Genomic DNA, 24,720 nt, shown 5'->3' on the forward strand with positions numbered 1-24,720 from the left:
GAGGGACCGCGTCCCCCGGCGGAGGGACCGCGTCAGCCGGTCGGCACCACGAAGCCCGACTCGTACGCGGCGATCACCGCCTGGGTCCGGTCCCGGACGCCCAGCTTGGCCAGCACGTTGCCGACGTGCGTCTTCACCGTCTCGACCCCCACCACGAGCCGCTCGGCGATCTCGGTGTTGGACAGCCCGGTGGCCATCAGCCGCAGCACCTCGGCCTCCCGGTCGGTGAGCCGCGCCGCGCGCAGCCCGTCCCCGCCCCGCCCCCCGTACGCCCCGACGAGCTGGCGGATCGCCGCCGGGAAGAGCAGTGACTCCCCGGCCGCCACCACCCGGATCGCCTCCACCACCTCATCCGGACGGGCCCGCTTGAGCAGGAAGCCGCTGGCCCCGGCGCGGAGCGCGTCGTAGACGTACTCGTCGTTGGCGAACGTGGTGACCACCAGCACCCGGGGCGGGTCGGCGGAGGTGGCGAGCAGCCGGCGGGTGGCCTGGATGCCGTCGATGGCCGGCATCCGCACGTCCATCAGCACCACCCGGGGGCGCAGCTTCGCCACCAGCGGCGGCACCTCCGCGCCGTCCGCCGCCTCGCCGACCACCCGCAGGTCGGGCTGGGCGTCGATGATCGCCCGCAGCCCGACCCGGATCAGCTCGTCGTCGTCGACGATCAGCACGTCGATGGTCACCCGGACTCCCCCCTCGGCACCGGCAGTGAGGCCCGTACCCGCCAGCGGTCGCCGTCGGGGCCGGCGTCGAGCCGCCCGCCGAGCAGCAGCACCCGCTCCCGCATGCCGTCCAGGCCGCGCCCGCCGCCACCCGGCCCGGTCGCGCCGCTCAGCCCGTTGACCAGCTCGATCTCCAGACCGTCCGGGGGTACGTCGACCCGCAGCGTCACCGCGCCGCGGCCGTGCCGGGCCGCGTTGGTCAACCCCTCCTGCACGATCCGGTAGCCCTCCCGGGAGACCGCCGCCGGCAGCTCGCCGACCGCCCCGCTGACCCGCGCGTCGACCGCCAGGCCGGCGGCCCGGGTGTCGGCGACCAGCCGGTCGAGCTGGCCGAGCGTACGCTGCGGCGCGATGGGGGTCCGCTCCGCGTCACTCTCCCGGAGCAGCCCGAGCACGTGGTCCAGGTCGTCCATGGCGTGCCGGCTGGTCTCCTCGATGGCCCGCAGCGCCCGCCGGGTGAACTCCGGGTCGGCGTCGAGCAGTTCCCGGGCGGCCCCGGCCTGGAGGGTGGCCACGGTCAACGCGTGCCCGACCGAGTCGTGCAGCTCGCGGGCCAGCCGGTTCCGTTCGGCCAGCCGGGCGGCCCGCGCCTCCAGGGTGGCGATCCGCTCGCCCTGCGAGGGGCCGAGCAGCACCGGGGCCATCGACGCGGCGAGCGCGCCCAGCCCGGCCACCGCGTATCCGAGCCCGACCAGCACCGCCACCCCGGTCAGCGCCGCCGCGACCGGGTTGTCCGGGCCCAGCGGGCCGAGGGTGTCGTCGGCGGTCGCGCCGGTGTCGAGCCCGAACTGACCGGCGAGGAAGACCAGCGCCATCGGGAACGCGCTGATCGCCGCGAACAGCACCAGGCCGCCGCTGACCAGGTGCAGGGCGATCCAGAGCGCGGCGCGCAGCCGGGTCTCCCGGTCGATCCGGTGGCCCACTGCCGGTTCCGGCAGGTCGACCGCGAGCAGCGCCCGGGCGGCGGCGATCTCCAACGCCCGGCTGCCGGCGAGGAACACCGGCACCGCCGCGATCACGGCGCCCACCAGCAGCAGCCCGAAGCCCACCGGCCGGGGCACCCCGCCGTTGCCGAGCAGTTGCACGAAGGTCGCCGCGAGCAGCGCGTACGGCAGCGCGAGCACCCCACCGAGCAGCAGGAACACCCCGCGCCGCCAGGTGCTCCCCCGCACCAGCGGCCGCAACACCCCCGGGACCGTCACCCGCTCATTGTCCAGCCCCGCCCCGCCAACCCGACTCCCCCACACTGGGGAGATCCCCCACGAGCACAAGACTCAGCGATGATCAGCCACGTACCGGGACGGGTCCTTGTCCAGGAACGGCAGATTCCGGCCGTTCTTGTGCTCGCCGTAGAACTTCAACCACCGCGCCCCCAGCTCGGCCCGCAGCTCGACGCTGGCGTGTTTGCGGAAGTCGGGCAGCGCCTCGTCCTCCTCCTCGGCCAGGTGCTCGCTGTTCTCCCGGCGGGCCCGCCACACCGCCGCCCACCACTCGTCGGAGCCGACCTCGTACCGCTTCGACTCGGCGATCGCGTCCCGGATCTTGTTGTGGTCGCCGATGGCGTCCTCGGTCTCGTCCTCGCCGTCGTCGCCGTGCCGGACCAGGTGCGGGTAGAGGATCGCCTCCTCCGCCTCGGCGTGGATGTCCAGGTGCAGGGCGAGCGCGTCCCAGACGGCGAGCAGCTCGGTCGGGTCGCGGGCGTCGTCGAGCCGGGCGAAGCCGCGCCGGAAGGCGGCGTGGTCGTCGAGGATCAGCGCGGTGATGTCGTCCATCGTGGTCACCCTCCGGTGCGGGCACGGATCAGCTTGGGTACGGCGGCCAGCCCGGTGACCGGGCGGAATGCGTGGGCGGCGGTACGCAGGGCGGCGTACTCGTCGTCGGCCAGGTCGATCTCGGCGGCGGCCGCGTTGCGCTCCACCTGCTCCACGCCGGACGCGCCGGGAATGGCCACCACGTTGGGGTGGCGCAACAGGTACGCCAGGGCGATCTGGCTCGGGGTGGCGCCGTGCGCGTCGGCCACCTCGCGCAACGTGCCGATCAGCTCGGTGCCGCGGGCCAGGTTCTCGGGGAGGAAGTACGGGTTGGCCCGACGGATCGCCCCGCTGGGCAGGTTGTTCGCGTCGTAGCGGCCGGAGAGGAAGCCCTGCCCGAGCGGGCTGTATGCGATGACGATCCGGCCGGCCTGCTCCGCGTACGGGATCAGATCCTCCTCGGGCCGCCGGTCGATCATGCTGTAGCGGACCTGGTTGCTCAGCACCCGGCGGCCGAGCGCGGCCTCGGCGAACCGCCAGCGGCGCAGGTTGTAGTTGCTGACCCCGACCTCGCCGACCAGCCCGACGTCCTGGAGGGCGCGCATGCCGCGCATGGTGGTGGTGTCCGCGATCACCGGGTTGGGCTGGTGGACCTGGTAGAGGTCGATGCTGGTGACGCCGAGCCGGGCGGCGGAAGCGACCGCCCGCTGCTGCACGACGGCGGCGACCGGCAGCACCGGGAAGATCTTGCTGGCCACGACGACCTTGGCCCGGTCGTCGCCGAGCGCCGCGCCGAGGATGCGCTCGCTGCGCCCGAAGCCGTAGATCTCGGCGGTGTCGAAGAGGGTGACGCCGAGGTCGAGCGCCCGCCGGACGATCTCCGCGGCCCGGCGCTCGTAGTCGGCGCCGTAGCCCCACTCCCGGGACCCGAACTGCCAGGTGCCGAGGCCGATCTTGGAGATGGGCTTGGGGGTGTCGAGCTGGACGAAGCGCATGGCCTCGAAGCTACCCAAGACGGCGGGCCCGCACGCCCGTTCCGAACGCGCGGCCCCGACGACCCGGCCGGGAGCCGCCCCACCTTCGCCACGAGCGGTGACCGGGTGGCCGACTAGGGTCGGGGCGTGACCTACCTCGCCGCTGACAAGCGTTACGACTCGATGCCCTACCGGCGAACCGGGCGCAGCGGGCTGCGCCTGCCCGCCATCTCCCTCGGGCTGTGGCACAACTTCGGGCCGGACCGGCCGTACGAGCGGCAGCGGGACATCGTCCGGCGCGCCTTCGACCTCGGCATCACCCACTTCGACCTGGCCAACAACTACGGCCCGCCGCCCGGGGCGGCGGAGGAGAACTTCGGCCGGATGCTCGCCACCGACCTGAAGCCGTACCGGGACGAGCTGGTGATCTCCAGCAAGGCGGGCTACCTGATGTGGCCCGGCCCGTACGGCGAGTGGGGCTCCCGCAAGTATCTGATCTCCTCGCTGGACCAGTCGCTGCGCCGGATGGGGCTGGACTACGTCGACATCTTCTACTCGCACCGGTTCGACCCGGACACCCCGCTGGAGGAGACGATGGGCGCGCTGGACGCCATCGTCCGCTCCGGCCGGGCGCTCTACGTCGGCATCTCCAACTACAACTCGGAGCAGACCGCCCGGGCCGCCGCGATCCTGCGCGACCTGGGCACGCCGCTGCTGATCAACCAGCCGTCGTACTCGATGCTCAACCGCTGGACCGAGGCCGACGGGCTGCTGGACACGCTGGCGGAGGTCGGGGCGGGCTGCATCGCGTACAGCCCGCTGGCGCAGGGCCTGCTCACCGACCGCTACCTGGGCGGCATCCCGTCGGACTCGCGGGTGCGCACCAGCGTCTTCCTCAACGAGAGCGACCTGACCGAAAAGAAGATGGCCACCATCCGGGGGCTGGCCCAGGTCGCCGAGCGGCGCGGCCAGAGCCTGGCCCAACTCGCCCTGGTCTGGGCACTGCGCGACCCCCGGATGACCAGCTTGATCATCGGCGCCAGCAGCGTGGCCCAACTGGAGGGCAACGTCGCCGCGCTGACCGACCTCGACCTGTCCGCCGACGAACTGGCCGAGATCGACCGCCACCTGGGCTGAGCACTCATCGTCGGGGCGTCGGCGGTCACCAGACCCGCCGGCGCCCCGCACGGTGGTTGCGGATCCCGCACGGCCGGCCGACCGGGGCGCTCCCGGCCCGGCGCAGCCGCCTGCCGACGGTGGCCACCAGCAGCACGGAGACCACCGCCGCCGCGCCGGCCACCAGCGGCCAGCGAACCCCGCCGGTGCCGGTCACCGCCGCCACCGGCACCCCGTCCGCCGAGACGGCGTCGCGGGCCGGAGCGGCGGTACGCGGCGACGCCACCGTCGGGGCGGCCCTGCCCGCTGCTCCCGGCGCCGGCCGGAACACCACGTCCGAGCAGGAGTAGTACGTGTCCTGGGTGTCGGAGTTCTGCCAGATGGCGTAGATGATGTGCCGGCCGGTCCGGCCCGACGGCAGCCGCCCCGGCAGCTGGTACGCGCCGTCCCGGATCGGCGGGTCGGTCACCGTGAGGAACGGCCGCTCCGCCAGGTCCGCCCAGGCCAGTCTCCGGGTCGGGGCGTACGAGTCGGTGGTGGCGTAGAGCCGGAACGTGCCCTTGTGCGGGATCGTGGTCCGGTAGCGGAAGGTGAACCGGGCACCGGCGGTGAGCGTGGTGGCCGGCCAGTCAGTCCGCGGCAGGTCCAGCCCCCGGTACGCGGACAGCCCGCCGCTGCACAGCTTCCCGTCGGGGATGCGTTCCCGGTCCCGGCCGTCGATCCGGGCGACCCGGATGTTGTCCCATTCCCGTACGGCGGCACCCGCCGCGACGGCCGCCCGGCAGGCGGGAGTGCCCGCCTGACCACCCTCCGGGCCGCAGGCCGCCGCCCGGCTCCGTGGGCTGATGGGAGCGCCGTGCGCGCTCGCCGGACCGGCCGCGGGCAGCAGGAGCGCGGCGACGGCCGCGACGGCGGCGAGCGTTCGGCGTACGACCATGGTCTTCGACCTCCCGCCACTGGTACGGGCACGGGCCGGCAAAGGTTCGAACGGGCGGCGCGACCGCTCACGCAACGGTAGATTTCCCTGATCAGATGCCTCGATGTCCGCCCCGCCGAGGGCAGGGAAGAGGGACGCCCATGTCACGCCTCGCCCGCACCCGCCTCCTGACCGCTGTCCTGCTCGGCCTGGGCTCCGTCGTCGCCGGTGCCGCTCCGGCGCACGCGGCCGACCCGGTCGATCTGTTCCTGACCGCCACCGCCTACCCGGACCCCGTCTGGGCCGGTGGCACCCTCTACTACAACCTCTCCTTCGGCAACCGTGGCCCCGGCACGGCCACCGGCACGCAGATCACCGCGCCCCTGCCCGCCGGGGTCTCCTTCGTGTCCGGCTCGGACGACCGCTGCGGCGCCACGTCGACCCTGCTCTCCTGCGACCTCGGACCGGTGTACGCGTCCACGGCGGGAACACTGGTCCTCGCGGTCCGGCCGACCGAGGCGGGCCCGCTCTCGGTCACCTTCAGCGTGTCGTCGAACGAGCCCGACACCGATCCCTCCGACAACTCGACCACGGTGACCACAACCGTCGACACGCCCACCGACGCCGACCTCGCGTTCCGGCTGAGCCCGCCCGCGACGCCGGTCTACGCGGGCACGACCTTCTTCGTCGGCGTCGAGGTCAGCAACGCCGGTCCCGCCACCGCCACCAACGTCACCACGACCCTGCGGCTGTCGGCCGGCCTGACGCTCGCCGGGGGCGCCGCGTGCGTCCCGGAGGGGGCGGGCAGCGTGTGCACCGTCGGCGGACCGACGACGCTGCCCCCGTCCACCGGCGCGGCCGCCCCGATCGCGGTGACCGCCACCGCGCCGGGCGACTGGGCGATCTCCGGATCGGTCACCGCCGACCAGCCCGACCCGCAGCCGGCCAACAACACCGCGTCCGGCAGCATCACCGCCCTGCCCGCCGCGGACCTCGCCGTGGCGATCGCCGAGTCCGCCGACCCGACGCCGCCGGGCCGGCCGCTCACCTGGACGGTCACCGTCACCAACCACGGCCCGTCGCCGGCCGCGGCGCGCCTGGTGCACGAGTGGACCACCACCGTGTCCGGCGGCCTCACGCTTCTCTCCGTCGCGCCGTCGCAGGGCACCTGCGGTGCACCGGCGACCGGCCGGGTGGAGTGCGACCTGGGTGCGCTGGCGAGCGGTGCGACCGCGACCGTGGCCGTCACCCTGCGCCCGCAGGGCACGGGCACGGCCACCGGCCGCGCACAGGTCACCGGCAGCGAGTACGACCCCGATCCGGGCGACAACCTGGCCGAGGAGACCACCACCATCCGGTGAGCACGCCGGCACCCCGGGTGCGGAACCTCGCCGGCGCGGCCGGGAGATCACCGGGCCGGCCCGGGTCTGCTGACCGAAAGGACGGTCGGGGCGGCGGCCGACCCACGTCGCGCCCTACAGTGACGGGCACCCCTGATCAAGGAGCGTGCTTGTGTCCGAGCCGCCGTCGACTCCAGACACCCCGCCAGCCGGTCCCCCGCCTGGTGGCGTCCCCGCCGATGCCCCGCCGCACCTGCTCGTCATGCCCGCCGTGGAGGGCGCTCCGCCCGGCATGGTGTGGCCCGGCCCCGAGGGTCAACCCGCCTGGGCCATCCCGGTGACCGTCCCGCCCGGCACCCGCGGCTACGCGCTCTTCCTGCCGCTGGTCCCGGCGAGCGAGGACGCGCCGGCCGTCACCCCCGGGCCGGCGACCGCGCCACGGGTCCTCGTGCCCGCGCCCGGCGTACCCACCCAGGCCACCGCACCGGCCGTCGAGGCCGGTCCCGCCAGGGTGACCCCGACCGCACCGGCGCCGGCCGTAGCGACCCCGGCCGCGACCGACCCGGGCCCCGGGTCCGACCGTCCGACGCCGACCGGAGGCGAGGCCCCGCCGACCGCCGACGACGCCACGGGGCGGGCGACCGAGCCGGAGGCCCCGGCGTCCGGCGACGCCGCGACCGCCACCGGCACGGAGCTGCCCGCAGGAGCCGCGACCCCCGCCGACGCGGAGCCGCCGACGCGGGCCGGGACGACCGACCCGCCGACTGTTGCCGGCCCGGAGCCGACTGCGAGCACGAGCGCCGCCGGAGCACCGCCGGCCGGGCCACCGGTGCCCGGCATCACCGCACCGGTCGCCGGCCAGCCCGGGCCGGCTTGGCCGGCACCGGGCCAGCCGCACCCCGCCCCGCCGCCCTGGCAGACCTTCCCGCCGCAGCCCGGGGGCCCCTGGGTGCCCCGCCCGTCCGTACCCCGGACGTCGTTCCTCGGCGCGCGCTGGCCCGGGCCGAAGCAGGCCGCCGGCCGGGCGATCCCGCTCGGGGTGCTGGCCGGCGCGCTGGGCGCGGCGTTCTTCGTGCCGCTGAACCGGGTGGGTGTCGGCTGGTTCCTCGGCTGGCTCACGCTGACCCTCGGCGTGCTGCTGGCCGTGCGGCGGCACACGGCCGAACTGCCCCGCACCGACCGGCTCATCCGCGCCGGCTGGGCGGCGGCTGCCCTGGCGCTGCTGGCCGTACCGGCCTTCCGCAACGCCTGGTGGCTGGTGACCTTCTGCGTCCTCGGCGCGTTGGGCTGCGCGACCCTGGCCATCGTCGGCGGACGGCTCGTCCGGTCGATCCTGTTCGGCCTGCTCGCCGCGCCGTTCGCGGCGTTCCGCGGCCTGCCCTGGGTACGCCGGCACATCACCGCCTCGCCCGAGGCCGGGATGGTGCGCCGGGTCGTCGGCTCAGTTGCGGCCACCGTGCTGGTGCTGCTGGTCTTCGGCGCCCTGCTCGCCTCGGCCGACGCGGCCTTCGACGAGGTGCTCAGCGCGATCGTTCCCGACGTCAACGGCGGGTCGGTGTTCCGGGGGATCTTCCTGGCGGTGGTCGGCGGGCTGATCGCCGTCGCGGCGGTCTACACCCTGGCCGCCCCGCCGGACCTGTCCACCGTGGACAGGCCGAGCGGGCGTCGCCTCGGCCTGCTGGAGTGGGCCCCGGCCATCGGGGCGCTGACCCTGCTCTTCGCCGGCTTCGTCGTGGTGCAGTTCGCCGTGCTCTTCGGCGGGCAGCGGCACGTGCAGAAGGTCGCCGGGCTGAGCTATTCCGAGTACGCCCGCAGCGGCTTCTGGCAACTGCTCTTCGTCACCCTGCTGACCCTGGCCGTGCTCGGCGGGGTGAGCCGCTGGGCCAGCCGGGAACGGCCGGTCGAGCGGACCGTGCTGCGCGTCCTGCTGGGCCTGCTCAGCGCCCTCAGCGTGGTGATCGTCGTGTCGGCGCTGTCCCGGATGTGGACCTACCAGAAGGTCTACAGCTTCACCGGGGAGCGGATCTTCGTGATGGCGTTCGAGCTGCTGCTCGGGGCGGTCTTCCTGATGATCCTGGCGGCCGGTGTCCGGTGGCAGGGCCGGTGGATCCCGGGCGGCACCCTGGCGCTCGCCGTGGCGATGCTGCTCGGCCTGGCGGTGCTCAACCCGGAGGACTACGCGGCCCGGCGCAACATCGTCCGGTACGAGCAGACCGGGAAGATCGACGCCTGGTACCTGCGGGCGCTCTCCGCCGACGCCACGCCCGCGCTGAGCCAGCTCCCCGACCCGGTACGCCGCTGCACGCTGAGCTGGATCGCCAAGGACCTGAAGCAGTCCGACCCCTGGTACGCCTGGAACCTGGGGCGGTACCGGGCCCGGCAGACCCTGGACCGGCTCGGTGAGGACGCGATCGGCGGCCCCAAGGACTGCCGCCGGGCCGACCAGTTCGACCTGCCCAAGACCCGCGGCCCGCGGTGACGTCGCGGCCGGGCCGCGCACCGACGCGGCCCGGCCCGGCGCACCTGTCACGTCCGCGAACGTTCACGGCTTCCTCATGTCAGGGCCACGACGGGCACCGACCCCGCCCCTAGCTTCGGCAGCGTCATCCGAGCAAGGGGGAGGTATCCCATGTCCGTCCGTCAGCTCATGGCGGCCCTGGCCGCCGGGGCGGTGCTGGCCACGCCCACAGCGGCACACGCGGCCACCGGCACCGGTCCCGGCGTGCTGCCGCAGAAGACCCACTTCGATCTGCAGGCGCACCGGGGCGGCATCGGCCTGACCACCGAGGAGACCCTGGCGGGCTTCGCCAAGGCCCTGCGCCTCGGGGTCAGCACGCTGGAGCTGGACACCCAGGTCACCCGGGACGAGAAGGTCGTGGTCACGCACGACCGGCAGGTCAGCGCGCAGAAGTGCCGGGACACCGCGCCGGTGGTCCCCGGCGACCCGATGTACCCGTACGTGGGGAAGTACATCAAGGACCTGACGCTGGCCCAGATCAAGACCATGGACTGCGGCTACCAGCAGCTTCCCGGCTTCCCCGAGCAGGAGCGGATCCCCGGCGTCCGGATGGCCGAGCTGCGGGACGTGCTGGACCTGGTGACGAGCTGGCACGCCGACCAGGTCACGCTGAACATCGAGACCAAGGTCGAGGCGGGTGCGCCGGAGCAGACGGCGCCGCGCGAGCTGTTCGTCCGCCGGGTGTTCGAGGAGATCCGCGCCTCCGGCATCGAGGACCAGGTCACCATCCAGTCCTTCGACTGGGGGGCCCTGTGCGTCATGCACCGGCTCGCCCCCCGGTGGCCGCTGGTGGCGCTGACCAACTACGACTTCCTCCAGGTCGGCAGGCCCGGCGCGTCGCCGTGGCTCGGCGGCCTCGACGCGGACGACTTCGGCGGCGACTTCGTACGGGCGGCGGCCGCCATCCCCGGCGTGACCGCGCTCTCCCCCAACTATGGCTTTCCGCAGAACGGCACCGTCGCCGACCCGGGCTTCCGCTTCTACCCGGACGCGACGATGGTGGCCGAGGCGCACGCGCGCGGCCTGAAGGTCATCCCGTGGACGTGTGACGACCCGGCCACCGTGGCGGCGCTCATCGACCTGGGCGTGGACGGCGTCATCACCAACTACCCGAACCGGGTACGCCAGCTCATGGCCGAGCGGGGCATGCGCCTGCCGAAGGCGTACGAGCCGCGCTGACGTCGCACCGGAGGGTGTCCGCCGGGCACCCTCCGGTCGCCCGCCCTCGACACCGAGCGGTGTCTCAGCGAGCGCCCCGGCGCTCCGCCCACATCTCCCGGGTGATCTCGTACTCGACCTCACCGAGGTCGGCCCCCGGCAGCGGGGCGTCCCAGGACGGGAAGTACGTCCGCACGTACCGCATGCCGACGGCCTTCATCACGCCCTGGGAGCCGGTGTTCACCGTCATCGTCTGCGCGATCACCCGGCGCTGCCCGACGGCGTCGAAGGCGTGCCGCAGCAGGGCGCGAGACGCCTCGCTGGCCAGGCCCTTGCGCCAGTGCCGCCGGACGAGGCGGTAACCCAGGTCCGAGACGGTCGGGTCGTCGGGCTGGTCGGGGCCGTGCGCCGGGGGCAGCATCATCAACCCGACGAACTCGCCCTCCTCCGCCCGCACCGGTGGCGTCGAGCCCGGTGCCGCGCCGGCCGACCCGAACGCCATCCAGTAGCCCAGGCCGTCCACCTGGCGGCCCAGGTCCATCCGCCGCGCGTGCGAGGCGAGCACCTCGTCCCTGGACCGGGCCCGGCCGAAGAGGTAGCGGAGCACCTCCGGGTCGGAGTCGAGCTGGATCTCCAGGTCGAGATGTTGGTCGGCGAGGGGGACCAGCAGCAGACGGTCGGTACGCAAGATCGGCTGGGGCACGGGGCCACGATCGCACGACGGCACCGGTGGTGCGATCCGTTTTGTCGCCGCCGTCCGGCGGCGGCGATCACGCCCGCTCGCCGCCCTGAACGGACGCCCCGGAAACGACAAACGCCTCGATAGCCGGCAATCCGCCCGCCAGGCACCGTCACCGGCCTGCGCCAGGCGGCTGTCACCTGATGTTGACTGGGTACTCAACCCGCATGAGCGCGAGCCCGTCGGAGGGACCAAACGTGACCACGGAGCACTGGACCGGCGTCTACGAGGGGAAGCCGACGACCGAGGTCAGCTGGTATCAGCCCGAGCCGACGCTGTCGCTCGAACTGCTCGACACCGCGGAGGCCGGCAAGGACGACGCAGTCCTCGATGTCGGCGGTGGCGCGTCCGTCCTGGTGGACCGGCTCATCGGGCGCGGATTCCGGGACGTGTCGGTGCTCGACATCGCGGAGCCGGCTCTGGACGCCGCCAGACGACGTCTCGGCGACGACACCCGAAGGGTCACGTGGATCGTCGCGGACCTGCTCACCTGGCAGCCTGAACGCCGCTACCGGCTCTGGCACGACCGGGCGGTCTTCCACTTCCTCACCGCTGCGGACGACCGCCGCCGTTACCTGGCGGTCCTGCGTAGCGCGCTCGAGCCGGACGGCCACGCGATCATCGGCACCTTCGCCCCGGAGGGGCCGGACCGCTGCTCGGGTCTGCCGGTCGCCCGCTACGGCCCGGACCAGCTCGCCGAGCAGTTTCCCGGTTGGCGGGTGCTGCGCGCGACTCGTGAGGAGCACCGGACCCCCGGCGGCGGCGTTCAACCCTTCACGTGGCTGCTTCTCGCCAGGAACAGCGACTGACGCCGGGGCGCGCGGGCCCTCTCCTGAAAAGGACCTTTCGCCCTACGCGGCCGGCCACCAGCGATATTTACTGGCGGCATGAAGGTCCTGCTCATTCTCAACAATCCGGCCTACGGCTCCGACGAGACGTACAACGCGATACGGCTCGCCACCGCGTTGGCCAAGCGGGACGACACCGAGCCGCGCATGTTCCTGATGGGCGACGCGGTCACCTGCGCCGTAGCCGGACAGAAGACGCCGGACGGCTACTACACCCTCGACCGCATGCTGAAGACCTTCGCCCGCCACGGCGGACAGATCGCCTGCTGCGGGACGTGCATGGACGCCCGGGGCCTGACCCCGGAGCACCTCATTCCCGAGGCGCCCCGCTCCTCGATGGGTGAGCTCGCCGGCTGGACCGTCGAGGCCGACCGGGTCCTCACCTTCTGAGAAGCGCCCGGAAACGACGAAGGGCGTCCGTCATCTCTGACGAACGCCCTGATCGTGAAGGGTGGAGCCGAGGGGACTCGAACCCCTGACCCCCACACTGCCAGTGTGGTGCGCTACCAGCTGCGCCACGGCCCCTTGCGGTCGTCCCCGGTCGCCCGGGCACGGAGAGAACTATACACACGCCGGTCGGCATGGTCATCTCGCGGGGGGTTCCCTCACGCTGGGGGTCAGTTCAACGCCACGTCCGGCGGGAAGTGGGCCACCGCCGCCATCATGCCGCCCTGCCGCCGCAGCACCATCGGCCAGAGATCGTCCGGCCGGTCGACGAAGGCGTCCCCGGGCAGGGCGTCGAGGACGAACCAGGACCCCTCCTCGATCTCCCGCTCGAGCTGGCCGGCACCCCAACCCGAGTAACCGGCGAAGACCCGGATCCCGCCGATGGCGTCCCGCAGCCGCTCGGGGTCGACCGACAGGTCGATGGTGCCGACCGCGCCGGAGACCCGGTGGAAGCCCTTCACCGGCTTGATCGGGTGTCGCATCCGGGCCAGGCAGATGGCCGAGTCGGGCTGCACCGGCCCGCCCTCGAAGAGCACCGCGGGGTGCCGGGCCAGGTCGCTCCAGTCGCCCAGGACGTCGGCCACCGGGACCTCGGTCGCGCGGTTCAGCACCACGCCGAGCGCCCCGCCGGGCTCGTGGGCGACCAGCAGCACCACCGTACGGTCGAAGTTGGGGTCCTTGAGCGTCGGAGTCGCGACCAGCAGCCGCCCGGTCATCGAGTCCATGGCCCGGCCACCGATCGCCTGTCCCTCACCCTGCATGTCCGACACCCGTCAGCCGTACGCCGGTGCGGCGCACCCGCCGTCGTCGAACGTCCGCGCTGTCAACGCCATGCCACGCACCATAGCCTGCACCCCGCCCGCTGGCTAAGGTCTGTCGGGCGGGTGATCGCGACAGGATCGAGGGAGGGCCGCATGGGTCCAACGGCCGAGTTGGCGGTGATCGGCGGGTCGGGCCTCTACGCCCTGCTCGACGGTGCCACCGAGCACGAGGTGGACACGCCGTACGGCACGCCGTCCGGGGCGATCACGATCGCCGAGGTGGGCGGGCGCCGAGTGGCGTTCCTGCCCCGCCACGGGCGCGACCACCGCCACCCGCCGCACCGGATCCCGTACCGGGCGAACCTGTGGGCGCTGCGCTCGCTCGGCGTGCGCCAGGTGCTCGCCCCGTGCGCGGTCGGCGGGCTCCGCCCGGAGCTGGGCCCGGGCACGTTCGTGGTGCCGGACCAGCTCATCGACCGCACCAGCGGCCGGGCGCAGACCTACTACGACCGGGGCGCGGTGCACGTCCCGTTCGCCGACCCGTACTGCCCGACCGGCCGCCGGACGCTGCTCGACGCGGCGGCCGCGCGGCACGTGCCGGCGGTGGACGGCGGAACGGTGGTGGTGGTCGAGGGGCCGCGCTTCTCCACCCGCGCCGAGTCGCGCTGGTTCGCCGCGATCGGCGGCACGGTGGTCAACATGACCGGCCACCCGGAGGCGGTGCTCGCCCGCGAACTGGCCCTCTGCTACACCTCGATCGCGCTGGTCACCGACCTGGACGCGGGTGTCGAGGCCGGCGAGGCGGTCACCCAGGAGGAGGTCTTCCGGGTGTTCGCGGAGAACATCGACGTGCTGCGCACGGTGCTGCTGGACGCGGTCGCCGCGCTGCCGACCGAGCGGGACTGCCCGTGCGGGCACGCGCTCGACGGGATCAAGCTGCCGTTCCCGCTGCCCTGACCGCCGGGAAGCGCCCGAAAAGTCGACCGAAGACCGATAAATTCGGTTGGTCGGGGGAACTGATCAGCGAGCCGTCTCCGGCACCGCGTGTGGGACGGGAGGCAGCCGGCGATGGCAACGGTCCGCGACACGACCTACGACCTGCTCCGTAACCTCGGCCTGACCACTGTCTTCGGCAATCCCGGCTCGACCGAGGAAACCTTCCTCCAGGGCTTCCCCGCCGACTTCCGCTACGTGCACGCGTTGCACGAGGCGTCGGCGATGGGCATGGCCGACGGCTACGCGCAGGCCACCGGCCGCCCCGCGCACGTCAACCTGCACACCGCCCCGGGCACCGGCAACGGCATGGGCAACCTGGTCACCGCCTGGCACAACAAGACGCCGCTGATCGTCACCGCCGGCCAGCAGAACCGGGAGATGCTGCTGATCGAGCCGCGGCTGGCCAACCGCCGGGCGGCCGAGCTGACCCAGCCGTACGTCAAGTGGGCCTACGAGCCGGTCCGCGCGCAGGACATCCCGGCCGCCTTCATGCGGGCATACGCGACCGCGGTGCAGCCGCCGGCCGGGCCGGTCTTCCTCTCCCTGCCAATGGACGACTGGGACCGGCCCGCCGACCCGCCGCCGCAGGTGCGGAGGGTGGCCACCCGGATCGCCCCGGACCCGGACCTGCTGCGCGGCTTCGCCGAGGTGCTGGCCGCCAGCCGCGCCCCGGCGCTGGTGCTCGGCGCGGCGGTGGACCGGGCGGACGCCTGGCCGGCGGCGGTGGCGCTGGCCGAACGGCTGGCCGCCCCGGTCTGGTCCGCCCCGGCCCCGGAGCGCGCCGTCTTCCCCGAGAGCCACCCGCACTTCCGGGGCGTCCTGCCGTACGCGATCGGCCCGCTCGCCGAGGCGCTGCGCGGACACGACACGGTCCTGGTGATCGGTGCCCCGGTGTTCCGCTACTACCCGCACGTGCCCGGCGACTACCTGCCGGCCGACGCCCGGCTGCTGCACGCCACCGACGATCCGGACGAGTCCGCCCGGGCGCCGGTCGGGGAGAGCCTGCTCGGCGACGCCGGGCTGACCCTGGCCGGCCTGCTGGAGCTGCTGCCGCCGGCGGACCGACCGCCGCCGTCCGCCCGGCCCGACCCGGCGCCGCCCGAGGTCACCGCACCGCCGAACGCCGACGCGCTCTTCGCGGCGCTGGCCCGGCACTTCCCGGCCGACGGGGTGCTGGTGCAGGAGTCACCGTCCAACCTGTCCGCGCTGCGCCGCCGGCTGCGGGTCGACCGGCCCCGGTCGTACTTCACGATGGCCAGCGGCGGCCTGGGGTTCGGCCTGCCGGCGGCGGCGGGGATCGCCCTGGCCGAGCGGGACACCGGGCGCGGGCGGCCGGTGGTGGCGGTGATCGGCGACGGCTCGCTGCACTACTCGGTGCAGGCGCTCTGGACGGCGGCGCAGCTGCGCCTGCCGCTCGCCGTGCTGGTCCCGGTCAACCACCAGTACGCGATCCTCAAGGCGTTCGCCGAGCTGAAGCACACCCCGGGGGTGCCCGCGCTGGACCTGCCGGGGCTGGACGTGGCGGCGGTCGCGCGGGGCTACGGCTGCGCGGCGACGGTGGTGGAATCGCTGGACGGGTTGGGACCGGCGCTGGCCGCGGCGCTGGCCGCCGACCGGCCGACGGTGCTGCCCGTGCAGATCAGCACCGACGTGCCGCGGATCCTCTGACGCGCATCGCGCGCCCGCCGGGCGGTCAGCGCCGTCCCACCACCAGCGCCGTGCCGCTGCCCACGTCCAGCACCGCCCGCTTGCCGACCGGCGCCTTCAGGGTGACGGACACCGGCTTGAGGACCAGCTGCATGGTGCAGGGTCCGGGCGTGGTGGTCACCCCGGCGCCGATCACCACGAGGTCGTCCCGCTCCAGCACCAGCGGGGTGGGTTCGCCGTCGCAGGCGCCCGTCCCGACCTTGTAGTCGAGGCGCGCGCCGTCGACCGCGTCGAGGCTCTGCACGGTCCGCACCCCGTCGGGCACCGGGGCGGTGGGGGTGAGCCCCTGGGGTACGGCGCCGAGGGCGCTCGGCGCGACCGCGACCCGGGCCACCGGCACCTTCAGCTCCTCCACGGTGAACAGCCAGGCCGGCACCTGAGCCGGCCCGCGGCTGGTCCGGACCGTCGCGCTGCCCAGCGTCACGCCGGTGACGGTCAGCGGCACGCAGGGTTCGGTCGCCCGGGTGGCGACCGGGCCGTCCGGCCCCGGCTCGATGGTCGGGCCGCCGACCCCCGGCTTGCCGGGTTCGCCCGCCGGGGGCTTCATCGGCCGTCCGGCGCACGGCGGCGGGTCGCCCTTGTCCAGTTCGGCGTACGCCGCGGCGGCGCTGACCAGCGGCGCCCGCAGCGTGCCGTCGGGGAAGCGGATCGTCGCGTCGGCCGGCGTGGTGGTCGGGATGGCGACCTGCTCCCGGTACCAGCCCTGCGCGTACGCCCACTTGGTGTCGGCGCTGAAGCCGGGGTCGCCGGCCAGCGTCGTGCCGTCCTCCAGCGGCACGTACCCGCTGCGCCACGCCTCGCCGGGGCGCCAGGTGTCGGCCACCCGGGCGGCCCGCTGGTCGAACGCCGGCCAGCCGGTGGTCGCCGGGGTGCTGGCCGGCGGCGCGGCCGGACCGGAGCCGGGCGCGGCGCAGCCGGCGAGGACCAGGAGCGGCAGCCCCAGCAGGGCGATGGAACGACGCATGCCCCTTTGGACGCGGCGCCGGTGCGCCGGGTTCCCCGCTCAGTCCTCCCCGCCCAGGTCGGCCTGGTACGCCTCCCAGAGCAGGTCGGCACCGCGTTGCCGGTGCCGGTGCAGCGCCCGGAGCAGCTCGCCGACCCGGCCGCGCAGCTCCTCGGCCGGCACCTCCGGCAGCCCGGCGGCGTGCTGGAGGGCGGCGAGCGCCGCCACGATCAGGACGTGCTCCCGGGTCAGCTGGCGTACGCCCCGGTCCAGCCGGGGTGCCTGGCCGAGCAGTTCGGCGTAGAGCCCGGTGGGGCCCTCGGTGACCCGGACGTGCTCGGCGAAGCCCTGCCGCACCGGGCCGAGGTGGCGGATCAGATGCTCCCGCCAGCGTGGCTCCCCGATCGGCACGGCGAGCGCCCGGACGAGGGCGGGCACGTCGCCGAGGAGGCCGGGCTGACGCGCGGCGGGCGGGCGGGCCGTCGCGGCGACGGTCGGCTGCTGGATCGGACCGGTGACCATGGGCACCTCCCGTCCGACGACTCCATCTCGGCGCGTCTGCCGCCGCGCCGCGACCTGGAGCCGTCTTCGCTACTGCGTACAGCGATGGTGGACCCGCTCGGGGGGACTGTCCAGGCCCGGCGGACGCCTCATCTGCCCCGTCGGCCCCATCCACCCCACCCGTCCCTACAGCCCCAGCGGGTTGGCCGCCATGGCGCGCAGCTGTCCGGCGAGCACGTGCGCGTCGGCGTCCCGGCCGTCGGACGGGCGGCCGGCGGTGATCGCGTCGGCCAGGGCCCGCAGCTCGTACGGGGGCAGCGCGGCGAGCCCCATGCCCTGCAACGGGATGGTGATCCGGCGGCCGGTGTCCCGGTCCCGGGCGACCAGGGTCGGCACCCGCACCACCGCGTCGTCGCCGGCCCGCTGGCCGACCGCGCCGCCGTGCACCTCGGCGGTGGCCAGGTCGACAGTACGGGTGCCCAGGGCGCCGCGGACCGAGGCGCGGGGCCCGTCCAGCCAGGCGGCGGTGCGCAGCACCCGCAGCAGCAGATAGAGCCCGAGCAGCGTGAAGGGCACGCCGCAGAGCCCGACGAAGCGTCCCGGCCCGAGGGGCGAGCCGGTGGAGCCTCCGGTCAACTCGGGCGGCAGCATGCCCGGCGGCAGGTCCCGCGCGTCCTCGTACGACGGGAAGGGTTCACCGGTGCCGGTAAGCCGGGCCAGCAGCCGGTCGGCGAAGATCGGCAGCAGCACGAAGACGGCACCGAAGGCGGCGAACAGCACGCCCACGACGGCCGCGACCACGCGCTGCCCTGGCGCCGCGCCGACGGAGAGCCGGATCCTCTCGTTCGTCACAGCGGGGAGCGTAGAGCGCGCCGGCAACCGGACCCGGAGACGACTGTGCGCCCCGGTCCAGGTGGACCGGGGCGCACAGGTCAGGTGGTGGAGGTGCCGGGAATCGAACCCGGGTCCTTCGCCGCCTTGTCAGGGCTTCTCCGAGCGCAGCTCGCTGTGCCTCTACTCGGCCCCTCCGATCACGCGAGCGAGTCGGTGTGACGGGCCCAGTCGCTGATTGATCTCGCCGCACGGACCCCGCGACCGGGTCCGGTTGGCCAGCCTTCTAGCTGATGCCGGCTAACTGGGTCGAAGGCGCTCCCAGGCCGACAGACTCACTACTCGCCTCAGGCGGCGAGAGCGAAGTCAGCGCGATTGTTCTTGGCGCTTATTGGTTTCCGACGACCGATTCACGAGACGACGTCGGCTTCCTCGGCTCGCTTCCCCTGCCGCAACGTACGAAGTCGAAACCAGTCACCCCCTCGACGGGCTGCCCCTTTCGGCAGCAACACCAAGCCTAACGCCTGGCGCAACCGGATTCATTCCGAGGCCGGCCCTGGCCAGCTACCCGGACAAACCGGATGTTTCAGTCGTCCATGCCCTTGCCGCGCCGGCCCGCCGTGCGGGCGATCTCCCGCTCGGCGTCCCGCTTGGCGAGGTCCTGACGCTTGTCGTACGTCTTCTTACCCTTGGCCAGGCCGATCTCCACCTTGGCCCAGCCGTCGGAGAAGTAGACCTGCAACGGCACCAGGGTGAGACCGCTCTCCCGGGTCTTGCCGATCAGCCGGTCGATCTCCAGCCGCTTGAGCAGCAGCTTCCGGGTCCGCCGGGGCTCGTGGTTGGTCCAGGTGCCCTGCGTGTACTCCGGGATGTGCATGCCGTGCAGGTAGAGCTCACCGTTGCGCTCCTGGGCGAACGCGTCGACCAGCGACGCCCGCCCGGCCCGCAGCGACTTGACCTCGGTGCCGGTCAGCGCCATGCCCGCCTCGTACGTGTCGAGGATGGCGTAGTCGTGGCGCGCCTTCTTGTTGGAGGCGACCACCTTGCGGCCCTTTTCCCGTGGCATCGGCGCCACCTCCCTTCCCATCGGTCCGCGACCCACCCGGGCGCGGAGCGGAGATCATGCTACCCCGAGCACAAGGGCCCTCCCGCGCCGTTTATTCCGGCGCGGAAGGGCCCTCGGAGAGCCGTACCCGAAAACTAGACCCGCAGGTAGAAGCGGAGCGTGACCCAGGCGGTGACCGCGCTGACCACACCGCCGACGGCGGCCATCAGCGGGAACGTGAGCAGGATCTCCGACCACGAGATCGGGGTGATCAGGCCCTCCAGGGCGGCCAGCGAGCCACCGCCGGCGACGAGCTTGACGCCGATCAACGCCACCAGGCCGAGGATCGAGCCGAACAGGCCGGCGACCACCGCCTCCAGCACGAACGGCGCCTGGATGAACCAGTTGGAGGCGCCGACCAGCTTCATGACCGCGACCTCGCGCCGCTTGCTGTACGCGGCCACCTGGATGGTGTTCGCGACCAGCAGGAGGGCGGCGACCGCCATCACGATCGCGATGGCCAGGGCGAAGTTCTGGATCCCGGTGAGCACGCCGAAGACCTTGTCGAGCAGCTTGCTCTGGTCGACGATCTCGTCGACCCCCTCGGAGTCCTTGTACTGGTCGTAGATGCTCTTGTACTGCTCCGGGTTCTTCAGCGTGATCCGGAACGACTCGGGCAGCTGGTCCGGCTTGACGGCGTTCACCAGGTCGGGGGCGTCGGCGTACATCTGCTTGAAGCGGTTGTAGGCCTCGTCCTTGTTGACGTAGGTGACCTCCTTGACCAGCGGGTCGCCCTTCAGCTTCGCGTCCAGGTCGGTGCGCTGCTGCTCGCTGACGTCGGTCTTGAGGAAGATCGACACCTGGACGTTCTCGTAGTAGAGGTCCTTCATGTCGCCGACCTTCTGGTAGAGAAGGCCGCTGCCGCCCAGCATGAACAGCGACACCGCCATCGTGATGATCATCGCGACGGTCATGGTGACGTTGCGCCACAGTCCGACCAGTACCTCGGACAGGACGTACTTCATCCGCATCGGGAAATTCCTCCGGCTCTCCGGCGTGAGGTGTTCGTCGTCAGGGTCTACGGATCGTCAGCCGGGACGGCTCAGCCGTAGACGCCACGGTGCTGGTCGCGCACGATGCGGCCGCTCTCGATCTCGACGACGCGGCGGCGCATCTGGTTCACGATGTTGGAGTCGTGCGTGACCATCACGACGGTCGTGCCGGTGCGGTTGATCCGGTCCAGCAGGCGCATGATCTCGATCGACGTGTCCGGGTCCAGGTTTCCGGTGGGCTCGTCCGCCAGCAGGATCAGCGGCCGGTTCACGAACGCCCGCGCCACCGCGACCCGCTGCTGCTCACCACCGGAGAGCTCGTGGGGGTAGCGGTGCTCCTTCCCACCGAGACCGACCAGCTCCAGCACCTCCGGCACGACCCGGCGGGCGACCGCCTTGGTCTTGCCGATCACCTCCAGCGCGAACGCCACGTTCTCGTACGCGGTGCGGTTCGGCAGGAGGCGGAAGTCCTGGAAGACGCAGCCGATGGAACGCCGGAAGTGGGGTCGCTTCCAGGAGCGCATCGACGTGACGTCCCTGCCGTTGACGACGACCCGCCCCTTGTTGGGGGTGACCTCGTGCAGCAGCATCTTGATGATCGTGGACTTGCCGGAGCCGGATGGACCGATGAAGAAGACGAACTCGCCCTTCTCGATCGAGACGGACACGTTGTCGAGCGAAGGCCGGGACGCCTTCGGGTACGTCTTCGTCACTTGCTCAAGCTGAATCACGGGTCGAGAGTCTACGCGGTGTAACGGAAGAGCCAAGCCCCCCGCCCCATCGTTGCGAGTCGCGTCATCGATTCAGCCGGTCAGGCGGAGATCGATGACGCGCTGCGTCCGACTCCGATCACGCACCGTCAGCGGTGAGCTGCTGCTGCTTCCGCCAGCGGATACCGGCCTCGATGAAGCTGTCCAGCTCGCCGTCGAAGACCGCGGACGGATTGCCCGTCTCCTGCTCGGTACGCAGATCCTTCACCATCTGATACGGGTGCAGGACGTACGAGCGCATCTGGTCGCCCCACGAACCGGCGGCGTCGGTCTTCAGACCCTGGAGCTTGGCCTGCTCCTCCTGGCGCTTGCGCTCCAGCAGCCGGGCCTGGAGCACCCGCAGCGCCGACGCCTTGTTCTGCAGCTGCGACTTCTCGTTCTGGCAGGTGACCACGATGCCGGTCGGGATGTGGGTGATCCGGACGGCCGAGTCGGTGGTGTTCACGCTCTGCCCACCCGGGCCCGAGGACCGGTAGACATCGATCCGCATCTCGTTCTCGGGGATCTCGATGTGGTCGGTCTGCTCGACGACCGGCAGCACCTCGACGCCGGCGAAGCTGGTCTGCCGGCGGCCCTGGTTGTCGAACGGGCTGATCCGCACCAGCCGGTGGGTGCCGGACTCCACGCTGAGCGTGCCGAACGCGTACGGCACCTTGACCGTGAAGGTGGCCGACTTCAGGCCCGCCTCCTCGGCGTACGAGGTCTCGTAGACCTCGGTCGGGTAGCCGTGCCGCTCGGCCCAGCGCAGGTACATCCGCAGGAGCATCTCGGCGAAGTCCGCCGCGTCCACGCCGCCCGCCCCGGCCCGGATGGCGACCAGCGCCTCCCGGGAGTCGTACTCGCCGGAGAGCAGGGTGCGGACCTCCATCTCCTGGATGGCCTTGGTCAGCCCGGTGATCTCCGACTCGACCTCGGCCAGCGTGCCCGGGTCCGACTCGGCCTGCGCCAGCTCCAGCAGCACCCCGGCGTCGTCGAGCCGGGAGCGGAGGCTGCCGAGCTTGCTGATCTCGCCGTTGACGTACGACAGCTGCGACGTCACCTGCTGCGCCTTGGCCTGGTCGTCCCAGAGGTCGGGCGCGGAGGCCTCCTGCTCCAGGCGGGCCTTCTGCTCGCGCAGCTTGTCGAGGTCGAGCACGGCCTCGATGTTGCGCAGGGTGGCGTCGAGTTCCTTGAGCTGTTCGGCGTAATCGGCAGCGGTCACGACAGACAAGCGTACTGCCTCAGGTGGCCGCGCCGGCGCAGGTGGTCAGCCGACCGGGGCGGACTTGAGCCAGGACAGCGCCGCCTTGTGGTAGGCGACGGCGAACTCCAGCGCGCTGGCGTCGTAGTTGTCGCCTTCCTTCTTGGCATTCTTGACCTGCTCGCGCACCGCCGCCAGGGCCTCGGTGTGGTATTCGTTCGCCGAGGTGTACAGGTTCTTGAGCTGAGTCGCCGAGTGCAGGGGGCCGAAGGCGATCCGTAGCGCGATCGGGTTACGGATGGTGTCCTTGCCCGGATTCTCCGCCAGCCAGCGGGAGAATGTCCGTTTCCCGGCCGCCGTGATCGCGTACGGCTGGCTCATCCGCGGCCCGGGCTTCCCGAGCCGCACCAGACCCTTCTCGGCCAGCACCGGGAGCTCCCGGTAGACCTGGCTGCGGGTCATCGACCAGTACGGCGCCAGCCGGCGCTCGGCGGCGGCCATCAGTTGGCCGCCTGTCATCGGGCCGTCGTGCAGCAGGCCCAGCAGGGCCGCCGCCGTCGGGTTGACTCCGGATTCCGCCATGCCCTCTAAGCTGCCACTTTGTCGGCATCGGCGTCCACGTTTCGCCGATTTCGCCACCCGTTGGCGCGTCCGATGTGCACTGTCGGCGGACGACAGTCCGCCGGGGACGCCCGCCCCCGGCCCCCGGCGGCGAGGAAGGGCCCCTGAACGGGGCCCTTCCCTGCCCGTCAGCCCATGTGCGGGTACGTGTGGTCGGTCGGCGGGACGAAGGTCTCCTTGATCGTCCGCGGCGACGTCCAGCGGACCAGGTTGTGCCAGGAGCCGGCCTTGTCGTTGGTGCCACTGGCCCGGGCCCCGCCGAACGGCTGCTGCCCGACCACCGCACCGGTCGGCTTGTCGTTGATGTAGAAGTTGCCGGCCGCGTACCGCATCTTCTCGGCCACCTGGTCGACCACCCGGCGGTCGGTCGCGAAGATCGACCCGGTCAGGGCGTACGGGGCGATCGACTCGGCCTGGTGGACCACCTCGTCGAAGCGGGCGTCGTCGAAGACGTGCACGCCGAGGATCGGGCCGAAGTATTCGGTGGTGAAGGTCTCGTGCGCGGCGTCGGAGCACTCGAAGAGGGTCGGCCGGACGAAGTACCCGACCGAGTCGTCGGCGGTGCCGCCCGCCAGGACCGTGCAGCTGTCGTCGCCCTTGATCAGCTCCAGCGCGGCGAGGTGCCGGCCGAACGCCTTGTCGTCGATGACCGCCCCGCCGAAGTTGCCGAAGTCGGTCACGTCGCCGTAGGTCAGCGCGTCCGCGGTGGCGGCCAGCCGGTCCCGCAGGCCACCCTCCCAGATCGACCGGGGGATGTACGCCCGGGACGCCGCCGAGCACTTCTGCCCCTGGTACTCGTACGCGCCGCGGATCAGCGCGGTGTGCAGGGCGTCCACGTCGGCGCTGGAGTGCGCGACCACGAAGTCCTTGCCACCGGTCTCGCCGACCAGCCGGGGGTAGCCCCGGTAGCGGGCGATGTTCTCGCCGACGGTCCGCCACAGGTGCTGGAAGACCTTGGTCGAGCCGGTGAAGTGGATGCCGGCCAGGTCCGGGTCGGCGAGCACCACGTCGGAGACCTCCTCGCCGCGCCCGGTGACCATGTTGATCACGCCGGGCGGCAGGCCGGCGGCCTCGAAGAGACGCATGGTGAAGTGCGCCGCGAACTGCTGGGTCGGGCCCGGCTTCCAGACCACGGTGTTGCCGAGCAGGGCCGGCGCCGAGGGCAGGTTGCCGGCGATCGCGGTGAAGTTGAACGGGGTGACCGCGTAGACGAAGCCCTCCAGCGGGCGGTGGTCGAACCGGTTCCACACCCCCGGCGAGGACATCGGCTGCTCGGCCAGCAGCTTCCGGGCGAAGTGCACGTTGAACCGGAGGAAGTCGATGAACTCGCAGGCCGCGTCGATCTCGGCCTGGACGACGGTCTTCGACTGGCCGAGCATGGTGGCCGCGTTGAGGGTGTCCCGCCACGGGCCGGAGAGCAGGTCGGCGGCGCGCAGGAAGATCGCGGCGCGCTCCTCGAAGGGCAGCGCCCGCCACATCGGGGCCGCGTCCTTGGCCGCCTTGACCGCAGCGCGGGCGTCGTCGTGGGTGGCGTGGCCGGTGACGCCGAGCACGTGGGCGCGCTTGTGCGGCTGGACCACGTCGATCGACTCGCCGCCGGCCATTCGCTGCTCGCCGGCGATGGTCATCGGCAGCTCGATCCGCTCGGCGGCGAGCTCAGCCAGCCTCCGCTGGAGCCGCTCCCGGTCGGCGCTGCCGGGCTCGTAGGTGTGGACCGGCTCGTTGCGCGGCTCGGGTACGGAGAACACGGCGTCCATCACGGCTCCTGTGCGATCTCGACGGCG

At 72.9% G+C, this 24,720-nt stretch carries 24 protein-coding genes, 1 tRNA gene and 1 other RNA gene; 8 read left to right on the forward strand and 18 right to left on the reverse strand.

Annotation, left to right across the window (positions count from 1 at the left end; translation table 11 throughout):
- Window positions 1-32: 32 nt before the first annotated feature.
- From ACZ6S5_RS15155 to ACZ6S5_RS15170, 4 genes are all read right to left on the reverse strand, one after another.
- The gene (locus ACZ6S5_RS15155; RefSeq protein WP_466000731.1) at window positions 33-683 is read right to left on the reverse strand and encodes a response regulator; all 651 of its coding nucleotides are present in this window, start codon (window positions 681-683) and stop codon (window positions 33-35) included.
- Window positions 680-1,924, reverse strand: coding sequence for a sensor histidine kinase (locus ACZ6S5_RS15160; protein WP_466000732.1), 1,245 nt, complete (start codon window positions 1,922-1,924; stop codon window positions 680-682). Before ACZ6S5_RS15160 ends, ACZ6S5_RS15155 begins: the two co-directional genes overlap by 4 nt.
- Window positions 1,925-1,996: 72 nt before the next feature.
- Window positions 1,997-2,494, reverse strand: a complete 498-nt coding sequence (locus tag ACZ6S5_RS15165) for a hemerythrin domain-containing protein (protein WP_466000733.1) — start codon at window positions 2,492-2,494, stop codon at window positions 1,997-1,999.
- Between the two features lie 5 nt (window positions 2,495-2,499).
- A complete protein-coding gene (locus ACZ6S5_RS15170; RefSeq protein WP_466000734.1) occupies window positions 2,500-3,468 on the reverse strand; it encodes an aldo/keto reductase in 969 nt (322 codons plus the stop codon).
- Between the two features lie 126 nt (window positions 3,469-3,594).
- Here ACZ6S5_RS15170 and mgrA point away from each other — a divergent pair, with 126 nt between their 5' ends.
- Window positions 3,595-4,584, forward strand: coding sequence for an L-glyceraldehyde 3-phosphate reductase (gene mgrA / locus ACZ6S5_RS15175; RefSeq protein ID WP_466000735.1), 990 nt, complete (start codon window positions 3,595-3,597; stop codon window positions 4,582-4,584).
- Between the two features lie 25 nt (window positions 4,585-4,609).
- Here mgrA and ACZ6S5_RS15180 read toward each other — a convergent pair whose 3' ends face one another.
- The gene (locus ACZ6S5_RS15180; protein WP_466000736.1) at window positions 4,610-5,500 is read right to left on the reverse strand and encodes a lytic polysaccharide monooxygenase auxiliary activity family 9 protein; all 891 of its coding nucleotides are present in this window, start codon (window positions 5,498-5,500) and stop codon (window positions 4,610-4,612) included.
- 140 nt (window positions 5,501-5,640) lie between these two features.
- Between ACZ6S5_RS15180 and ACZ6S5_RS15185 the strand changes: the two genes are divergently transcribed.
- The 3 genes from ACZ6S5_RS15185 to ACZ6S5_RS15195 all read left to right on the forward strand — a co-directional run bounded on the left by ACZ6S5_RS15185 (window position 5,641) and on the right by ACZ6S5_RS15195 (window position 10,516).
- A complete protein-coding gene (locus tag ACZ6S5_RS15185; protein WP_466000737.1) occupies window positions 5,641-6,840 on the forward strand; it encodes a hypothetical protein in 1,200 nt (399 codons plus the stop codon).
- A 241-nt stretch (window positions 6,841-7,081) separates the two neighbouring features.
- Window positions 7,082-9,298 (forward strand): DUF4153 domain-containing protein, encoded by a 2,217-nt coding sequence (locus ACZ6S5_RS15190; protein ID WP_466000738.1) that lies wholly within the window; start codon window positions 7,082-7,084, stop codon window positions 9,296-9,298.
- A gap of 150 nt (window positions 9,299-9,448) precedes the next feature.
- Complete coding sequence (locus ACZ6S5_RS15195; protein ID WP_466000739.1) at window positions 9,449-10,516, forward strand: glycerophosphodiester phosphodiesterase family protein; 1,068 nt, start codon at window positions 9,449-9,451, stop codon at window positions 10,514-10,516.
- A gap of 64 nt (window positions 10,517-10,580) precedes the next feature.
- On the opposite strand, the gene ACZ6S5_RS15200 is transcribed toward ACZ6S5_RS15195, so the two are convergent.
- Window positions 10,581-11,198 (reverse strand): GNAT family N-acetyltransferase, encoded by a 618-nt coding sequence (locus ACZ6S5_RS15200; protein ID WP_466000740.1) that lies wholly within the window; start codon window positions 11,196-11,198, stop codon window positions 10,581-10,583.
- Window positions 11,199-11,431: 233 nt separating this feature from the next.
- Between ACZ6S5_RS15200 and ACZ6S5_RS15205 the strand changes: the two genes are divergently transcribed.
- Both ACZ6S5_RS15205 and ACZ6S5_RS15210 read left to right on the forward strand, forming a co-directional pair.
- Window positions 11,432-12,043 carry a class I SAM-dependent methyltransferase gene (locus ACZ6S5_RS15205; protein ID WP_466000741.1) on the forward strand — a complete coding sequence of 204 codons (612 nt, stop codon included), beginning with the start codon at window positions 11,432-11,434 and terminating at the stop codon, window positions 12,041-12,043.
- 78 nt (window positions 12,044-12,121) lie between these two features.
- A complete protein-coding gene (locus ACZ6S5_RS15210; RefSeq protein WP_466000742.1) occupies window positions 12,122-12,472 on the forward strand; it encodes a DsrE/DsrF/TusD sulfur relay family protein in 351 nt (116 codons plus the stop codon).
- Between the two features lie 62 nt (window positions 12,473-12,534).
- Here the strand turns inward: ACZ6S5_RS15210 and ACZ6S5_RS15215 are convergent.
- Both ACZ6S5_RS15215 and ACZ6S5_RS15220 read right to left on the reverse strand, forming a co-directional pair.
- A tRNA-Ala gene (locus ACZ6S5_RS15215) sits at window positions 12,535-12,607 on the reverse strand.
- A 92-nt stretch (window positions 12,608-12,699) separates the two neighbouring features.
- Window positions 12,700-13,290 carry a YqgE/AlgH family protein gene (locus ACZ6S5_RS15220; RefSeq protein ID WP_466000743.1) on the reverse strand — a complete coding sequence of 197 codons (591 nt, stop codon included), beginning with the start codon at window positions 13,288-13,290 and terminating at the stop codon, window positions 12,700-12,702.
- 153 nt (window positions 13,291-13,443) lie between these two features.
- Here ACZ6S5_RS15220 and ACZ6S5_RS15225 point away from each other — a divergent pair, with 153 nt between their 5' ends.
- Both ACZ6S5_RS15225 and mdlC read left to right on the forward strand, forming a co-directional pair.
- Window positions 13,444-14,247 (forward strand): S-methyl-5'-thioadenosine phosphorylase, encoded by an 804-nt coding sequence (locus tag ACZ6S5_RS15225; protein ID WP_466000744.1) that lies wholly within the window; start codon window positions 13,444-13,446, stop codon window positions 14,245-14,247.
- Window positions 14,248-14,358: 111 nt separating this feature from the next.
- On the forward strand, window positions 14,359-15,954 hold the full coding sequence (gene mdlC, locus ACZ6S5_RS15230; protein ID WP_466000745.1) for a benzoylformate decarboxylase: 1,596 nt from the start codon (window positions 14,359-14,361) through the stop codon (window positions 15,952-15,954).
- A 25-nt stretch (window positions 15,955-15,979) separates the two neighbouring features.
- Here the strand turns inward: mdlC and ACZ6S5_RS15235 are convergent, their stop codons facing one another.
- The 10 genes from ACZ6S5_RS15235 to pruA form a co-directional block, all read right to left on the reverse strand.
- The gene (locus tag ACZ6S5_RS15235) at window positions 15,980-16,957 is read right to left on the reverse strand and encodes a hypothetical protein (RefSeq protein WP_466000746.1); all 978 of its coding nucleotides are present in this window, start codon (window positions 16,955-16,957) and stop codon (window positions 15,980-15,982) included.
- Window positions 16,958-16,996: 39 nt separating this feature from the next.
- Entirely contained in the window at window positions 16,997-17,458 is a 462-nt protein-coding gene (locus tag ACZ6S5_RS15240) for a hypothetical protein (RefSeq protein ID WP_466000747.1), read from the reverse strand.
- A gap of 165 nt (window positions 17,459-17,623) precedes the next feature.
- Window positions 17,624-18,289 carry a hypothetical protein gene (locus ACZ6S5_RS15245; protein WP_466000748.1) on the reverse strand — a complete coding sequence of 222 codons (666 nt, stop codon included), beginning with the start codon at window positions 18,287-18,289 and terminating at the stop codon, window positions 17,624-17,626.
- Between the two features lie 85 nt (window positions 18,290-18,374).
- Window positions 18,375-18,750, reverse strand: a transfer-messenger RNA (tmRNA) gene (gene ssrA, locus ACZ6S5_RS15250).
- Window positions 18,751-18,854: 104 nt separating this feature from the next.
- Window positions 18,855-19,334, reverse strand: coding sequence for an SsrA-binding protein SmpB (smpB, locus tag ACZ6S5_RS15255; protein WP_466000749.1), 480 nt, complete (start codon window positions 19,332-19,334; stop codon window positions 18,855-18,857).
- Between the two features lie 134 nt (window positions 19,335-19,468).
- Complete coding sequence (gene ftsX, locus ACZ6S5_RS15260) at window positions 19,469-20,344, reverse strand: permease-like cell division protein FtsX (protein ID WP_466000750.1); 876 nt, start codon at window positions 20,342-20,344, stop codon at window positions 19,469-19,471.
- A 71-nt stretch (window positions 20,345-20,415) separates the two neighbouring features.
- Window positions 20,416-21,096 (reverse strand): cell division ATP-binding protein FtsE, encoded by a 681-nt coding sequence (gene ftsE, locus ACZ6S5_RS15265; RefSeq protein WP_466000751.1) that lies wholly within the window; start codon window positions 21,094-21,096, stop codon window positions 20,416-20,418.
- Window positions 21,097-21,214: 118 nt separating this feature from the next.
- On the reverse strand, window positions 21,215-22,336 hold the full coding sequence (gene prfB / locus ACZ6S5_RS15270) for a peptide chain release factor 2 (protein ID WP_148431527.1): 1,122 nt from the start codon (window positions 22,334-22,336) through the stop codon (window positions 21,215-21,217).
- Window positions 22,337-22,381: 45 nt separating this feature from the next.
- Window positions 22,382-22,897 (reverse strand): PadR family transcriptional regulator, encoded by a 516-nt coding sequence (locus ACZ6S5_RS15275; protein ID WP_466000752.1) that lies wholly within the window; start codon window positions 22,895-22,897, stop codon window positions 22,382-22,384.
- 167 nt (window positions 22,898-23,064) lie between these two features.
- Window positions 23,065-24,693 (reverse strand): L-glutamate gamma-semialdehyde dehydrogenase, encoded by a 1,629-nt coding sequence (gene pruA, locus ACZ6S5_RS15280; RefSeq protein WP_466000753.1) that lies wholly within the window; start codon window positions 24,691-24,693, stop codon window positions 23,065-23,067.
- Window positions 24,694-24,720: the final 27 nt, after the last annotated feature.

Source organism: Micromonospora sp. NPDC051924 (assembly GCF_055586005.1).

Excerpts from the sequence above, each read along its gene's own strand:
- ACZ6S5_RS15185 (WP_466000737.1), top strand. The coding sequence starts at position 5,641 with ATGTCACGCCTCGCCCGCACCCGCCTCCTGACCGCTGTCCTGCTCGGC.
- ACZ6S5_RS15220 (WP_466000743.1), bottom strand. The coding sequence starts at position 13,290 with ATGCAGGGTGAGGGACAGGCGATCGGTGGCCGGGCCATGGACTCGATG.
- ACZ6S5_RS15195 (WP_466000739.1), top strand. The coding sequence starts at position 9,449 with ATGTCCGTCCGTCAGCTCATGGCGGCCCTGGCCGCCGGGGCGGTGCTG.
- ACZ6S5_RS15180 (WP_466000736.1), bottom strand. The coding sequence starts at position 5,500 with ATGGTCGTACGCCGAACGCTCGCCGCCGTCGCGGCCGTCGCCGCGCTC.
- ftsX (WP_466000750.1), bottom strand. The coding sequence starts at position 20,344 with ATGCGGATGAAGTACGTCCTGTCCGAGGTACTGGTCGGACTGTGGCGC.
- pruA (WP_466000753.1), bottom strand. The coding sequence starts at position 24,693 with ATGGACGCCGTGTTCTCCGTACCCGAGCCGCGCAACGAGCCGGTCCAC.
- ACZ6S5_RS15210 (WP_466000742.1), top strand. The coding sequence starts at position 12,122 with ATGAAGGTCCTGCTCATTCTCAACAATCCGGCCTACGGCTCCGACGAG.
- smpB (WP_466000749.1), bottom strand. The coding sequence starts at position 19,334 with ATGCCACGGGAAAAGGGCCGCAAGGTGGTCGCCTCCAACAAGAAGGCG.
- mdlC (WP_466000745.1), top strand. The coding sequence starts at position 14,359 with ATGGCAACGGTCCGCGACACGACCTACGACCTGCTCCGTAACCTCGGC.
- ACZ6S5_RS15225 (WP_466000744.1), top strand. The coding sequence starts at position 13,444 with ATGGGTCCAACGGCCGAGTTGGCGGTGATCGGCGGGTCGGGCCTCTAC.
- ACZ6S5_RS15275 (WP_466000752.1), bottom strand. The coding sequence starts at position 22,897 with ATGGCGGAATCCGGAGTCAACCCGACGGCGGCGGCCCTGCTGGGCCTG.
- ACZ6S5_RS15190 (WP_466000738.1), top strand. The coding sequence starts at position 7,082 with ATGCCCGCCGTGGAGGGCGCTCCGCCCGGCATGGTGTGGCCCGGCCCC.
- ACZ6S5_RS15170 (WP_466000734.1), bottom strand. The coding sequence starts at position 3,468 with ATGCGCTTCGTCCAGCTCGACACCCCCAAGCCCATCTCCAAGATCGGC.
- ACZ6S5_RS15240 (WP_466000747.1), bottom strand. The coding sequence starts at position 17,458 with ATGGTCACCGGTCCGATCCAGCAGCCGACCGTCGCCGCGACGGCCCGC.
- ACZ6S5_RS15235 (WP_466000746.1), bottom strand. The coding sequence starts at position 16,957 with ATGCGTCGTTCCATCGCCCTGCTGGGGCTGCCGCTCCTGGTCCTCGCC.
- ACZ6S5_RS15165 (WP_466000733.1), bottom strand. The coding sequence starts at position 2,494 with ATGGACGACATCACCGCGCTGATCCTCGACGACCACGCCGCCTTCCGG.